The sequence below is a fragment of the Micromonospora sp. NPDC007220 genome (assembly GCF_040634035.1).
Lineage (GTDB): Bacteria > Actinomycetota > Actinomycetes > Mycobacteriales > Micromonosporaceae > Micromonospora > Micromonospora reichwaldensis.
Map to the genome: position 1 here is coordinate 68,544 of NZ_JBEYEU010000002.1, position 12,785 is coordinate 81,328.

Here is a 12,785-nt window from a genome sequence, read left to right on the forward strand (position 1 = left end):
CCCGCTGGACGCACCGGCCCGCCGACCCGGCGGTCCCGCCGTCCCCGGACCGACCCGGGGACGGCGGATCCGTCAGCGGCGGCGCTTCGGCAGGTCGAACTGGTCGGCGGCCCGGCAGTCGCGTGGACCGCCGACCGCGCCCGGCCCGGCCCGGTCGAGCGCCGCGCGCGCCCGGATCCGGCCCAGGTTCCAGGCGTACCAGGGGTCCGACTCGTCGAGGTCCTTGGCGACCCAGCTCAGCGTGCAGCGGCGCACCGGATCGGGCAGGCCCGCCAGCGCCGGCGTCGCGTCTGCGGAGAGCGCCCGCAGGTACCAGGCGTCGATCTTCCCCGTCTGCTCGTACCGGGCGATGTTGCGGCGGGCGGCGTAGTCCTCCGGGTTGAGCACGGCCAGGCCCAGCAGCATCACCACGGCGAGCGCCACCGTCGTGCCGGGGATCCAGGCACCGCGCCAGCGGAGCCCGGCCACCAGGATCATCAGGAACACGGTGCCGAGCAGCAGCTCGAACGCCATCACGAAGAGCCGCTCGCCGGTGAAGCTGTACGCCTTCTGGTACGTGTACATCCGGGACAGCGCCGACCCCACGATGACGAAGCTGAGCACGCTGAGCAGGCCCAGCAGGACCCGCAGCAGGTGGCGCTCGACGGCCCGGTCCCGTCGCGCCCAGCGGGCCACCCCGCCGAGCACCGCCAGCGTCAGCATGGTGACGACGACGAGCTGCCAGAACCCGCTGCGCGCGTACTCCGCGTAGCTGAGGCCGGCAGTGCGCAGCACGTGCCGCTGCCCACCGAACAGGACGGTGAACTGCACCGCCACGAAGCCGCCGAAGAGCAGCGTCAGGGCGCTGATGACCGGCGCCCACTCCACGAGGCCGAAGCGGCGCGTGCCGGGCCGGTCCATCGTCGACAGGTCGGGCGGCGCGGCCAGCGTGTAGAGGGCGGCGACGGCGCAGAGCCCGCCCACGGCGGCGAGGAGGATCCAGCGGAACGTCGCGCCGCCGTTGACCTCGGGAACCAGCTCGCCGAGCATCACGGAGAAGGCGCCGTCGGCCGAGGACAGGAGCGCGCCGAAGACGATCAGCGCGGCCACGGTGGCCGCGGCCGACCCGACGACCCGGCGGGCCAGGTGCGGGTTCGCCGGGGCGCGCAGGTGCCCACGCACCCACGGCTGCCCCCGGAACGCCGCGAAGGGGGCCGCCACCAGGCTGAACAGGATGGAGCGGACGAGCCGGCCGCCCACGATCGCGAGGGTCGCGCAGCAGAGCGCGCCGAGCACGCAGAACGTCACCAGCCACCAGGCGTTGCGGAAGGCCAGGACCGACAGCAGCGCCAGGGCCGCCACCGCCCAGCCGGCGCGGATCCGCCGGTCGGCGCGTGGCAGTTCCGCGCCCGTCCGCCGGACCGCGAGGACCACCGCGACGGTCAGGGCGAGCCAGCCGAGGAACCAGCCGATGCCGGTGCGGGTGAGCGGTACGAAGAACGCCAGGCCCAGCGCTCCGGCGAGGACCGCGAGCGGTACGGCCCGATCCTGGGCGGGCGCCGGCCCCGGCCAGCGCGTGTCGAGGAACGACGGCGGGCGCGGGACCGGCTGGTAGCCGCGGTACGGCGCTGGCGCGCCGGACGGCACCCCGATCCGGTACGGCGCCGGCAGTGGCGCGGCGGCGGGCTGTTGGACGGTGGACGCCGGCGGGCGGGCAGCGGATGCGCCGGTGCCCGCCGACGGGGCGGCCGGCGCACCAGCGGTGGCCGGCGCGGCGGTCGCGGGCGTCCCGGTGCTGGGCGGCGCCTCGGTGCTGGGCGCCGTCCCGGTGGTGGGCGCCGTCTCGGTGGCGGGTCCGCTCGTGGTGGGCGTAGCGGGGGCGGAGGCGGTAGGTGCCGCGTCGGTGCCGCGCGGCGGCGCGCCGACGGCGTCCGGTGACGGCGCGGCAGCCGGTGCCGCGGAGTCCGCCGCCGTCACCGCGGCGGTCTGCGTCGGGATGCTCTCTCCCGGCTCGACGACGGCCGTCGGGGCTGGCGCGGCGGTCGCCTCGGCCGGCCTGGGGGCGGGGACAACCGAGGCCGGGGCCGGCGGGCCCGCGGCGACCGGAGCCGCCGCGGCGGTGGTTGGCACCAGCGGGATGAACACGGCGTAACCGCGCGTCCCGGGCGGGATGCTGACGGGGATCGCCCAGGCGGGTGCGCCCTCCGCCCCGGGCCACACCATCGGGGGCGGCGCGCCCTCGATGGACGGCATGACGAGCAGGTGCGGCGGCGCGTTTCCGGGGTCGTCACCGGCGGTGCTGCCGGGCGCCTCGCCGGAACCCGGGGGGCCCGACACCGGTGGTGGCTGGGTCAAGGAACCCCTCCTCGTTAGAACGGTCGGCACACTGTACGGCCGACTCCGGGCCCGCCGCCGCCCCCGACACCGGCAGAAGGGCTGGACAGCCGCAGCCGGATGGCCGTACCCGGTCACAGCGGTGCAGGCACGGGCCAGCGGATCGGGCGGGCGGCGCGCTCGATCGATCCTCGGTAACGTGCTCGGCCGTGGCCAGTGGCGTACCTCCCGCCGAGTGGTGGGAGGCCCTTCCTCCGCAGCAGGTCAGCCACCTGCCCGGCATCGACGCCGAGTTGCTCCATGTGGGACTCGATCCGGCACCGGCCGCCGCCCCGGTCGTCGTTCGGTACCGCGTGCCGGCCCGACGGGGCTTCACCGAGTTGCTCGCCGCCGTCCTCGACGAGTTGGACGGCGCAGCCCTCACGCTGTTCCCCCGCTGGTTGCCCGGTGCCGAACGGCTCGACGGTTCCGGCACGCTGGGCGTCGCTGCGGTGCGGTCCCTTGCCATGCGGGCCGCTGCGCACTCCGAGCACTTCGGCCCGTTCCTGGCCGACCTCGCCGAGCGCGCGCTGCGCGGAGAGGACCGGCAGCACCGGCCGCGCTTTCCGGCAGAGGTACGGGCTGCCGGCCTGGCCCGGGTCATGGCCTCCGCGTACGACCGTGACGGGTGCGTCCTGCTGGTCGGCCTGACCGACGAGCTGCCCACGGAGACCGAGCGCGCGTTGGTCGCCGTCGCCGAATGGCTGGTGCGGCACGGCCGCCTCACCGTCTGGCTGGCCGGGCGGGAACTGCGGACGGTCGACCGGATCCGGTCGGTTCAGGTTTCGCTGCCGTCGAGCCTGACCGAGTTGGCGGTGCAGGCGGGTCGGGTTCCCGACACCGTCCGCGAGCCTCCGCCGGCACTGACGTTTCCGCCGCTGTCCGGTGTCCCACGCGGCGACAGCGCCGCCGAGCAGGCACTGGAGCTGGCACTGACGCCACACGAGTGGGCCCGGGGGAGGCGCTGGAACCACACGTACGACTGGCACCTGCTCGGCGAGACCTACCGCCTGGACCTCTTCTGGCCGGCCGAGGGACTTGCGGTCGAGGTGGACGGCCCGGAACATCGGGGACGAATCAGATTCGCCAACGACCGGCGGCGTGACGTGCGGCTGCAACTCCTCGGGCTGGACGTGCTCCGGTTCACCAACGAGCAGGTGCTGTCCGACGTCCAGGCCGTGGTCGGCATGATCCGGCAACTGCTGACCCGTCGTCGCCTGGCCGGCGCGCACCCCCACGAAGAAGAGGCACCATGACGAGCACGGCGGACCTTCCCCACCTGACGCCCAACCAGATCAACGCGCTTGTGGTGCTCATGGTCGAGGCCCGCGAACTGACCAACAACGAGCTGAAGGAGTTGGCCGGGTTCAGCCTCACCGGCGTCGACAACGCCAAACTCGTCAAGCTCGGCCTGGTCGAGACCGACCGGTCCCACCGGCCCTTCTCCCACGAGCTGACCGACGAGGGGTGGCGGGTGGTGCGGCAGCTGCACGTCGGCGCCCCGCCCGCACGTAGTGGCTCAGCCACCCGTTCGCTCTTCACCCTGCTGGCCAACCTGCACCGCTCGCTGAGCCGGTTGGGGCTCAGCCACGCCGACTTCTTCACGCCGCCGTCGGCCACCTCAGGTCCGGCGGCCGGCCCGACGCCTCCCGGCGCCGCGCCAGCGCCGGCGGCCACCGAGCCGGACGCCGTGGAGGCCCTGATCCGCGCCGCCTATCACGAGCTGGCCCGGGAGCCGGGAGCCTGGGTGGGGCTCGCCGACCTGCGCGAACGCCTCGGCAGGCAGGACCGCGCTACCGTCGACGCGACGTTGCGCGCGATGGTCCAGCGGGACGGCGTCCGAATCATCCCGGTCGCCAACACCAAGTCGTTGACCGCGCGGGACCGGGCGGCCGCGGTGCGCATCGGGGACGAGGAGAACCACACCCTGGCGATCGGCTCGGCATGATCCCGGAGGACGTACGGGCCGCGCTCGAGGCGGTCAGTCTCAACCCTGCGGTCACTCCCGACGACGTGTGGCGGCCCAGCCCGCACGACGTGCCGGAGCTGCACGAGAAGGTGGTCGCGGAGATCCTGCGCGGCGTGGGCAGGGCCCGCACCGACGACACCACGGTGCCCCTCGGCGTGGCCATGCAGGGGCGGGCCGGCGCCGGCAAGACCCACCTGCTCGGGGCGGTGCGGGATCGGATCCAGCGTGAGGGCGGCTACTTCTTCCTGGTCGACATGGTCAGCGGGAAGACGTTCTGGGAGAGCGTGGCGCTGGCCCTGGTCGAAGGCATGGGACGGGACGCGATCGGCTGGGGCACCCAGCTGCGCACGTTCCTGCGTCGGCTCACCGCCCAGCTCGGCATCCCGGCGGAGGTACGCGACGCGGTCGCCGGGACGAAGCCGGTCACCCGGGAGCACCTGGACACCTTCGTGCGGGCCCTGCGGACGCGCCATCGCGAGATCGGCCGGGACTGCCAGGACACCGCCCGGGCGCTCGTCCTGCACGGCGCGCTGGACTTCGAGGCACAGGACGTCGGCTACGCCCATCTGATCTCCGAGCCGGGTGACCCGGACGGTCGCGCGGCGTGGGGGCTGACCCCGGCGATCCGTACCCCGCAGCAGATCGTCCAGGACGTCTCGCGGCTGATGGCGCTGACGCTCGACCCCACGGTGATAGCCGTCGACCAGCTCGACACGCTCTTCGCCCAGACCAGCACCGCCATGTTCGACCAGTACGCCGGGCTGGAGGACGCCCAGGCGAAGGTCATCGGGCCCATCGCCGACGGCCTGCTGAAGCTGCGTGACGTCACCCGCCGGACGCTGATCGTGGTGTCGTGCCTGCCGGACACCTGGGAGCTGTTGACCAGGAGTGCGCCCACTCCGGTCGGCGACCGGTTCCGGCAGGCGATCCTCCCCGACCGGATTCCCACCCCCGAGATCGGCCGGGCCATCGTCGCGAAGCGGTTCACCGCCGCCTTCGCCGGGCCGCGTTTCGCACCGCCGTACCCGACCTGGCCGATCAGCCCCGAGGCGTTCGTGGACGCCCCGGCGTTGACGCCCCGGGCGCTGCTGCGCCGAGTGGATCGACACGTCGCCTGGTGCCGGGACCGGGACGAGGTGACCGAGCTCGACCGTCTCATCGAGGTCGTCGACCACGTCGTCGGCGGGTCCGAGCCACCGGACCGGAGTGCCGCCGTCGGCCCGAAGTCGTGCCGCGACACGGACACCGGTGACGACGTGCGCCTGCGGCAGCTCGACGCCCGCTTCGCCGGGCTGGTGGCGGGGGCGGACGTGGCGGGTGCGCTTGATCCGCGGACCGAGGACGAGCACATGCCGGCGCTCCTCGCCGCCGGTCTGGCGGCCTGGATCGCCGAGCGGTCCCCGACCGGCGCCAGCTACAGGTACGACCCGCTGCCGGGCCGCAAACCGGCGCTGCACGGGCGGCTGATCGAGGTGCTGGACGAGGCCACCGAGAACGAGGCGCACTGGTGCTTCCGCGGGATCTCCCATCCGAACGCGATCGCGGCGACCGCCAGGGTGAAGGCGGCCTGCACCATGGCGGGCCTCGACCGTGCGCTGCCGCAGCGGCGGCTGGTGCTGTTGCGCAACGGCCCGTGGCCGACCGGGAAGCGTACGGCCGAGGTGTTGGCGGCCTTCGACGCGGCCGGCGGAGTCCGCTGCGGCGTCCCGGAGGCGGACCTGCGGGTGTTCGCCGCGCTTCGTGAGCTGAGTGGCGAACCGGCCTCGGTTCTCCAGGAGTGGCTGGTCGCGCGCCGACCGGCCGGCTCCACGCAGCTGTTCGCCACGATCCTCGGCGACTCCGCCGGGGCGGCCAATGCGGAGGCCGGACCGGTCGCCCGGTCAGTCGGGCCGACCGCCGAGGTGGGCGGCGAGGACGACGCGCGGGTCGGCGGCGGGAGGGCCACCGTCGACGGAACTTCGATCCTGTTGGGGCGGACCACCGACGGGGCGCGGCCGTTCGCGGTGGACCTGGAGTCGCTGCGCCGTCACACGGTGATCTTCGCCGGCTCCGGCTCCGGCAAGACCGTGCTGATCCGGCGGCTGGTCGAGGAGTGCGCTCGAGAGGGCGTCTCCGCGATCGTGCTCGATCCCAACAACGACCTCGCCCGCCTGGGCGATCCCTGGCCGCAGCCGCCGGCCGGATGGGGCCCCGGTGACGCCGAGCGGGCCCGCGACCACCTCGAACACACCGAGGTGGTGGTCTGGACGCCCCGGGTCAACGCCGGTCGACCGCTGAGCTTCCAGCCGCTGCCGGACTTCACCCCCGTACGCGACTCGCCGGACGAGTTCGACCAGGCGATCCGCTCGGCGGTGGAGGCACTCGCCCCGCGCGCCGGTGTGGACCGGCCGACGAAGGTGGCCCAGCAGGGCAAGGCCGTGCTGACCGAGGCCCTCCAGGCGTACGCGAGGAGCGGAATGGTGGGCCTGCCCGGCTTCACCGAGTTCCTCGCCGAACTGCCCGACGGGGTGAGCCGGCTGAGCCGGGCGGACAAGCTGGCCCAGGATCTGGCCGAGACTCTGAAGGCCGCCATGGTCACCGATCCGTTGTTCGGCGGCGTCGGCGCCCCGGCCGATCCGGGCCTGCTGCTCACCCCCTCGCCGGGCCGGCGCGCACGCATTTCGGTGATCAGCTTTGTGGGGCTCACGTCGGACCAGGAACGGCAGGGCTTCGTCAATCAGCTCCAGATGGCCCTGTTCGCCTGGATCAAGCGGCACCCGGCGGGCGAGCGACCGCTGGGCGGGCTCTTCGTGATGGACGAGGCGCAGACTCTCGCCCCGTCGTCCGGGCAGACGGCCTGCACGGCCAGCACGATCGCCCTCGCCTCTCAGGCCCGCAAGTACGGGCTCGGGTTGGTCTTCGCCACCCAGGCGCCGAAGGGGCTGCACAACCAGATCTCCGGCAACGCCACCACGCAGTTCTTCGGGCTGCTCAACGCTCCCGCGCAGATCGACGCGGCCCGTCAGTTGGCGGAGGCCAAGGGCGGGCGGCTGCCCGACATCGGCCTCATGCAGAGCGGCCAGTTCTACGTGGCCGGGGAGGGCTTCGCGTTCGTCAAGGTGGACACGCCGATCTGCCTGTCCCACCACCCGAAGGCGCCGCTCAGCCCGGAGGAGGTCGTCGCCAGGGCAGCTTCGGCACAATTCCGGCCGGAGCGCAGTCACCTGCCGGACGCGCCGGCCGTCCGATAGCGGACAGGACGCCGATCGCCTTTCCGGCGCACTGTTGTAGCAGGTCAGAGGCGTGAGGATGGCGGGCCACAACCCATTCCTCGGGCCCGGCGGGGACAGCATCGTCCCCGCCGACACCGCCATCACCGAACCCGACCCCGCGACGGCCACGGCGTAGCGCAGCGCCGGCCGCCCACGCAGCGCGAGGTCGCGCTCCGGCAGTCACGTCCCGGGTACCCGGGCGGAAGCCGCCGCACCGACACAGACGTCCCCATTCCGGCAGCCACCGGAGCCGCGCGCCATCCCCGGGACGAGCGCGGCCGGCGAGCCGTACCCACGAGCCGTCCCGGGCACGCGCAGGCGCGTGCCCGGCGGCCGGTCGTCGCCCGTCCCACCCTGCCCACCGGAACCGGCCCTGGCCACGCGCCGGTCGGTCCGGTCACCGAGCACGAGAGGAGCCGGCAATGGCCGCTCCCACCGCCACCGCCTCCCTGAACGCCTCCACCTACTCACCCGGCGACCAGATGATCCTGACGGTCACCTACGGCGACGCCGACACCAAGCCGGTGACCGTCACGATCGTGGTGACCGACGCGCAGGGCAACAGCAGCGCGCCGGTCCAGGTCACCGCCGTCATCGACCCGCTCACCCTCACCGTCACCGACGACTCCGGCCGCACCTGGGCCAGGGCGTCGGACAACGGGTCCGTCGCCGTCTACCGGGCGGTGGCGTGATGCCCCGGGTCACCGTCACGGTGCGCGACAACGGCGGGCGTACCGCCACCGCGACCGCCGACTACACGATCGCGCCGCCGGTGCTGGGCGGCTACTACCTCTCCGGCGGCGCCGACCCGACGGCCGACATGGCCGGCGGCAACTTCCGCTCGCTGACCCAGTACCGCAGCTTCGCCGACGGCTACATCTTCCCCGGCTACCAACGGCCGTGGCTGATCACGCTCGGCAGGGCCGGGGTGCAGATGAACATGGTGCTGGAGCTGAAGCACTACGGCGCGCCCGACGCCGGGCCGCAGACCTTCACCGTGGACGGCGTGACCTACACCGTCCCGGCGCCCGCGATGACCATCCAGCAGCGTCCGGGCACGACCTGGCCCCGGGCGTACGGCTACAGCCAGGTCCTGGCCGGGCACTGCGACGGGCTCTTCGCCCGCGCCCTGTCCCAGTACCGGACCATGGGATTCGGGGTGAACATCCAGCTCGCCTCGGAACTCGACACGGACCACGAGTTCGGCACCACGGAGTCCGGCGTCAGCTACAACTGGGGGCAGTCCGACGCCCGCGCGGTGCAGGCGGTGACGTACATCGTGAACTGGTTCAAGGCCCGTCAGCTGCCAGCCGGCACGACGTTCTCGGTCGGGGTGGGCGGCTTCGACCGGGCCTGTTTCCAGCGCACCCATCCGGAGGCGCTGATGGCCAGGCTCGACTTCCTCCAGTGGAACGCCTACGCCACCAGCCCCACCCACACGGCGCTGGCCCGGTTCCGTCGGGCGAAGGACTGGGCGGTGGCCGACCTCGGCCCGGTCGCCCTCTCCCGCCCGGTGATCATCGCCGAGTGGGGCGTACGGGTGGCGGAGGTGCCGGACCAGGCGGGCTGGATCGCCACCGTCCCGGCCGCCATCGCCCAGCTCAACGCCGAGCGGGGACCCCGGATCGTGCGGACCAACTACTTCAACTCGGGCTGGGGCACGCTGTCGCCGAAGTCGACGGGGCTGGCCGCGCTGAAGTCGGCGTACGCCACCCGGCCGTACGTCTGATAGACGTCGATCATGAGATCCATCGATGGTGGTATAAGATCCGCCGGATCGTGCGCAGGCCCGCTCGTGCGCCTCCCGGTGCGACGTCCACCGAGCCCCGCTGCGCCAGGACAGCCATGGAGATCATGTGAAGTTCAGTCGTCTCGCCCCTGCGATGGCCGCCCTCGTGCTCGCGGTCGGCGCCGTGGTCGCCCCGGCCGGCGCCGCGCAGGCGCATCCGGCAGCGGACACGGTAAACGTCTATCCGCCGATCCAGGGGTCGTCCACGTGGGACCGCTTCGGTCTCTCCGGGCCGACCTCGCACCACATCGTCTTCGGCCACTGGGGCTACCCGAACGACTGGGCCGTCGACATCTACCGCAATCCGGGTGCCACGATCGTCTCGCCGTTCGGCACCAAGACCGCTTCCGGGCACCCGGTCGCCGTCAAGGTGGTCACCGTCCAGGCCGGCTGCGCGACCCGCAATCTCGCCGACGGCGGCTACCGCATCGGGCTCGAGGCCCGGGACACCACGACCGGGCAGATCCTCGGCCGCGCGGACGTGATGCACGTGAACAACAAGCCCGGTGGCATCGTCGTCGGCGCCTCGGTCGGTCCCTGGACCAAGCTCGGCGAGACGGGCCGCTTCCGCTGGTCCAGCTGCTACCAGGTCAACGGTGACAGCGGGGCCCACATCCACCTCGAAGTGATCAACCAGCACCGCTACTCGTGCTACGTGTCCCGCGGTGCGAACACCGCCCTGACCGACCTGACCGTGGTGGGCAAGGTCGGCGTGCACCACACGGGCCAGCGGCAGCGCTGCTGATCCGTCGATGGACGGCGGGCGGGTGCCCCGGCTCCGGTCGGAAGCCGGGACACCCGCCCGGGTAGGGCGCCCGCGCGCTGCTTCACCCCGGGGTCAGTAGGCCAGTTCCACCGGCCGGCCGAGCACCCGCGCGCCGTTGTTGGCGAGCCAGCCCTCGGCCGCCGCCGCGTGCTGGCTGAACGTGTGGATGTCGCGGAACCGGCGCTGCAACGGCGACGAGTCCCGGGCCGCCCCGCCGCCGGCCGCCCGGTAGCAGGTGTCGACCGCGGCGGCTGCCCGCTCCGTCACCCAGGGCAGCGCGGCGGAGATCCGTGGGTGCAGCGCGGGGATCGCCGCCGGATCGGTGGCGCAGGCCGACCAGAGCTCGTCGGCCAGGTCCCGCAGCAGCGCCCGGGCGGCCCGTACGTCCAGGTCGGCACGGCCGAGCTGGAGGCGGAAGGCCGGCGAGTCGGCGAGCGACTGCCGGGCGTAGAGCCGCTGCCGGCCGCCCTCGAGCAGCGCGACCATGTCGTCCAGCGCGCCCTGCGCGATGCCGACCGCCACCGCGCCGAGGTGCAGGACGAAGTGGACCAGCGGCGCCACGAAGCCCGGCCCCGGTACGCAGGGCACGCCGGTGAACAGGTCGAAGCTCTCCTCCGTGGGGCAGAAGGCGTCCGCCACCTCGATGTCGTGGCTGCCGGTGCCCCGCAGGCCGAGCACGTGCCAGGTGTCGTGCACGGTGACCCGGGAGGCCGGGAAGAGCATGGAGCGCATCGCCGGCGGTGCCCCCGCCGGCCCGCCGTCCCCGGTCAGCACGCAGTTGCCGAAGATCCAGTCGGCGTGCCGGGCGCCGCTCGCGAACGCCCACCGGCCGGTGACCCGGAAGCCGCCGTCGACGGGCTCGGCGCGCCCCTGCGGGGCGAACCCGCCCCCGACGACCACGTCCGGCCCGTCGGCGTAGAACTTGTCGAACCGGTCGCGGGAGAGCATCGCCACCAGGTGCGGCGTCTCGGCGCCGATCATCACCGTCCACCCGGTGGAGCCGTCGGCCCGGGCCAGCGACTCCAGCACCCGCAGCCCGGTGTGCAGGTCCGCCTCGTACCCGCCGTGGCTGCGGGGGACGAACATCCGGAAGCAGCCGGCCGCCCGCAGCGAGTCGAGCAGATCGGCGGGCAGCCCCCGGGCCGCCTCGATCTCCCCGGCCCGGCGGGACACCTCCGGGAGCAGCGCGTCCACCGCCCCCGTCAGCCCGTCCCGGTGCTGGTCCTCCATGGGTTCCTCCTCGCCTCGTCGCTCGGCCTCCACTCTGGACCGGCGGACGACCCGGGGCCAGGCTCGCCGCTATCGGATGCCCGCCACTTCGCGCGGTGGGCGCCCGCCCGAGCCGCCGCCCGGGGAGGGGCCGGAACGGCACGCCGACCCGGCCCGCTCCCTATGCTCGAAGCATGGAACTGCGGATCTTCACCGAACCCCAGCAGGGCGCGACGTACGACGACCTGCTCGCCGTGGCCCGCTGCGCGGAGGAAACCGGCTACGGCGCCTTCTTCCGCTCCGACCACTACCTGAAGATGGGCGCGGTGAGCGGTGACCCCGGCCCGACGGACGCGTGGACGACCCTCGCCGGCCTGGCCCGGGACACCCGGCGGATCCGGCTGGGCACGCTGATGACCGCTGCCACCTTCCGGCTGCCCGGCCCGCTGGCCATCACCGTCGCGCAGGTCGACCAGATGAGCGGCGGCCGGGTCGAGCTGGGCATCGGCACCGGCTGGTACGCCGAGGAGCACACCGCGTACGGGATTCCCTTCCCGTCGCTGGGGGAGCGCTTCGACCGGCTGGAGGAACAGCTCGCGGTCGTCACGGGGCTCTGGGCGACGCCGCCCGGCGCGACCTTCGACTTTGCCGGGACGTACTACCCGGTCAGCGACTCGCCCGCCCTGCCGAAGCCGGTGCAGGACCCGCGCCCGCCGATCCTGCTCGGCGGCATGGGCCCGAAGCGCACGCCCCGCCTGGCCGCCCGCTACGCCGACGAGTTCAACCTGCCGTTCGCCTCGGTCGAGGACTCCGCCGCCCAGTTCGACCGGGTCCGGGCCGCCTGCGCCGAGACCGGCCGCGACCCGGGCGAGCTGCGCTGGTCCAACGCCCTGGTGCTCTGCTGCGGGCGGGACGACGCCGAGGTGGCCCGGCGGGCCGCCGCGATCGGCCGGGAGCCGGACGAGCTGCGCGAGAACGGCCTCGCGGGCACCCCCGCCGAGGTGGTCGACAAGATCGGCCGGTACGCCGAGATCGGCAGCGAGCGGCTCTACCTCCAGGTGCTCGACCTGGCCGACCTCGACCACCTGGAGCTGGTCGCCGCCGAGGTGAAGCCCCAGCTCTGAGCCGGCGGGCAACCGCCGCCCCAGCACCGCGTCGACGTCCTGCGCCGGCGACGGCGGCAAGTCGCGCGCGGGGCGGCGGCCCCGTCGTGCCGGCCGTCAGGCGCGGCCCACCCGGGGCGCCGGCCCCGGATGGGGCACCGGGTGCGGCGGGGGCGTCGGCGGCGGCGCCGGCTTGGGGCGGGGCGTGGTGCCCGCCGGGTACGCCCCGGCCGGCGACACCGCTCCGATGCCGGTCGGGTCGATCTCCTCCTCGGAGGGGAACACGTCGCCCCGCGGGGCGGGATCGCGGTAGCTGCTCATCGGCGTAGGGTTCCCCGACGAGGGC

The 12,785-nt window shown here is 74.0% G+C and carries 10 protein-coding genes; 7 read left to right on the forward strand and 3 right to left on the reverse strand.

Annotated elements, in window-relative coordinates; genetic code table 11:
- Positions 1 to 72: 72 nt before the first annotated feature.
- On the reverse strand, positions 73 to 2,334 hold the full coding sequence (locus tag ABZ573_RS06420; protein ID WP_358116274.1) for a DUF4173 domain-containing protein: 2,262 nt from the start codon (positions 2,332 to 2,334) through the stop codon (positions 73 to 75).
- A gap of 188 nt (positions 2,335 to 2,522) precedes the next feature.
- On the opposite strand from ABZ573_RS06420, the gene ABZ573_RS06425 reads away from it, so the two are divergent.
- The 6 genes from ABZ573_RS06425 (at position 2,523) to ABZ573_RS06450 (ending at position 10,106) form a co-directional block, all read left to right on the forward strand.
- A complete protein-coding gene (locus ABZ573_RS06425) occupies positions 2,523 to 3,608 on the forward strand; it encodes a DUF559 domain-containing protein (RefSeq protein WP_327029267.1) in 1,086 nt (361 codons plus the stop codon).
- Positions 3,605 to 4,300 (forward strand): hypothetical protein, encoded by a 696-nt coding sequence (locus tag ABZ573_RS06430; RefSeq protein WP_327029266.1) that lies wholly within the window; start codon positions 3,605 to 3,607, stop codon positions 4,298 to 4,300. The genes ABZ573_RS06425 and ABZ573_RS06430 overlap by 4 nt, the downstream gene beginning before the upstream one ends.
- A complete protein-coding gene (locus tag ABZ573_RS06435) occupies positions 4,297 to 7,551 on the forward strand; it encodes a DUF87 domain-containing protein (RefSeq protein WP_358116278.1) in 3,255 nt (1,084 codons plus the stop codon). The genes ABZ573_RS06430 and ABZ573_RS06435 overlap by 4 nt, the downstream gene beginning before the upstream one ends.
- A gap of 443 nt (positions 7,552 to 7,994) precedes the next feature.
- Complete coding sequence (locus tag ABZ573_RS06440; RefSeq protein WP_358116281.1) at positions 7,995 to 8,264, forward strand: hypothetical protein; 270 nt, start codon at positions 7,995 to 7,997, stop codon at positions 8,262 to 8,264.
- Positions 8,264 to 9,301, forward strand: a complete 1,038-nt coding sequence (locus ABZ573_RS06445; RefSeq protein WP_151453706.1) for a hypothetical protein — start codon at positions 8,264 to 8,266, stop codon at positions 9,299 to 9,301. Before ABZ573_RS06440 ends, ABZ573_RS06445 begins: the two co-directional genes overlap by 1 nt.
- A 127-nt stretch (positions 9,302 to 9,428) precedes the next feature.
- Complete coding sequence (locus ABZ573_RS06450) at positions 9,429 to 10,106, forward strand: hypothetical protein (protein WP_225852063.1); 678 nt, start codon at positions 9,429 to 9,431, stop codon at positions 10,104 to 10,106.
- A 93-nt stretch (positions 10,107 to 10,199) separates the two neighbouring features.
- Here the strand turns inward: ABZ573_RS06450 and ABZ573_RS06455 are convergent, their stop codons facing one another.
- A complete protein-coding gene (locus tag ABZ573_RS06455; RefSeq protein WP_151453707.1) occupies positions 10,200 to 11,357 on the reverse strand; it encodes an acyl-CoA dehydrogenase family protein in 1,158 nt (385 codons plus the stop codon).
- A gap of 173 nt (positions 11,358 to 11,530) precedes the next feature.
- Between ABZ573_RS06455 and ABZ573_RS06460 the strand changes: the two genes are divergently transcribed.
- A complete protein-coding gene (locus tag ABZ573_RS06460; protein WP_151453708.1) occupies positions 11,531 to 12,460 on the forward strand; it encodes an LLM class F420-dependent oxidoreductase in 930 nt (309 codons plus the stop codon).
- 96 nt (positions 12,461 to 12,556) lie between these two features.
- Here the strand turns inward: ABZ573_RS06460 and ABZ573_RS06465 are convergent, their stop codons facing one another.
- Complete coding sequence (locus ABZ573_RS06465) at positions 12,557 to 12,760, reverse strand: hypothetical protein (protein ID WP_225852064.1); 204 nt, start codon at positions 12,758 to 12,760, stop codon at positions 12,557 to 12,559.
- Positions 12,761 to 12,785: the final 25 nt, after the last annotated feature.

Coding starts and splice junctions, on each gene's coding strand:
- ABZ573_RS06460 (WP_151453708.1), top strand. CDS start 11,531: ATGGAACTGCGGATCTTCACCGAACCCCAGCAGGGCGCGACGTACGAC.
- ABZ573_RS06455 (WP_151453707.1), bottom strand. CDS start 11,357: ATGGAGGACCAGCACCGGGACGGGCTGACGGGGGCGGTGGACGCGCTG.
- ABZ573_RS06430 (WP_327029266.1), top strand. CDS start 3,605: ATGACGAGCACGGCGGACCTTCCCCACCTGACGCCCAACCAGATCAAC.
- ABZ573_RS06465 (WP_225852064.1), bottom strand. CDS start 12,760: ATGAGCAGCTACCGCGATCCCGCCCCGCGGGGCGACGTGTTCCCCTCC.
- ABZ573_RS06445 (WP_151453706.1), top strand. CDS start 8,264: ATGCCCCGGGTCACCGTCACGGTGCGCGACAACGGCGGGCGTACCGCC.
- ABZ573_RS06435 (WP_358116278.1), top strand. CDS start 4,297: ATGATCCCGGAGGACGTACGGGCCGCGCTCGAGGCGGTCAGTCTCAAC.
- ABZ573_RS06440 (WP_358116281.1), top strand. CDS start 7,995: ATGGCCGCTCCCACCGCCACCGCCTCCCTGAACGCCTCCACCTACTCA.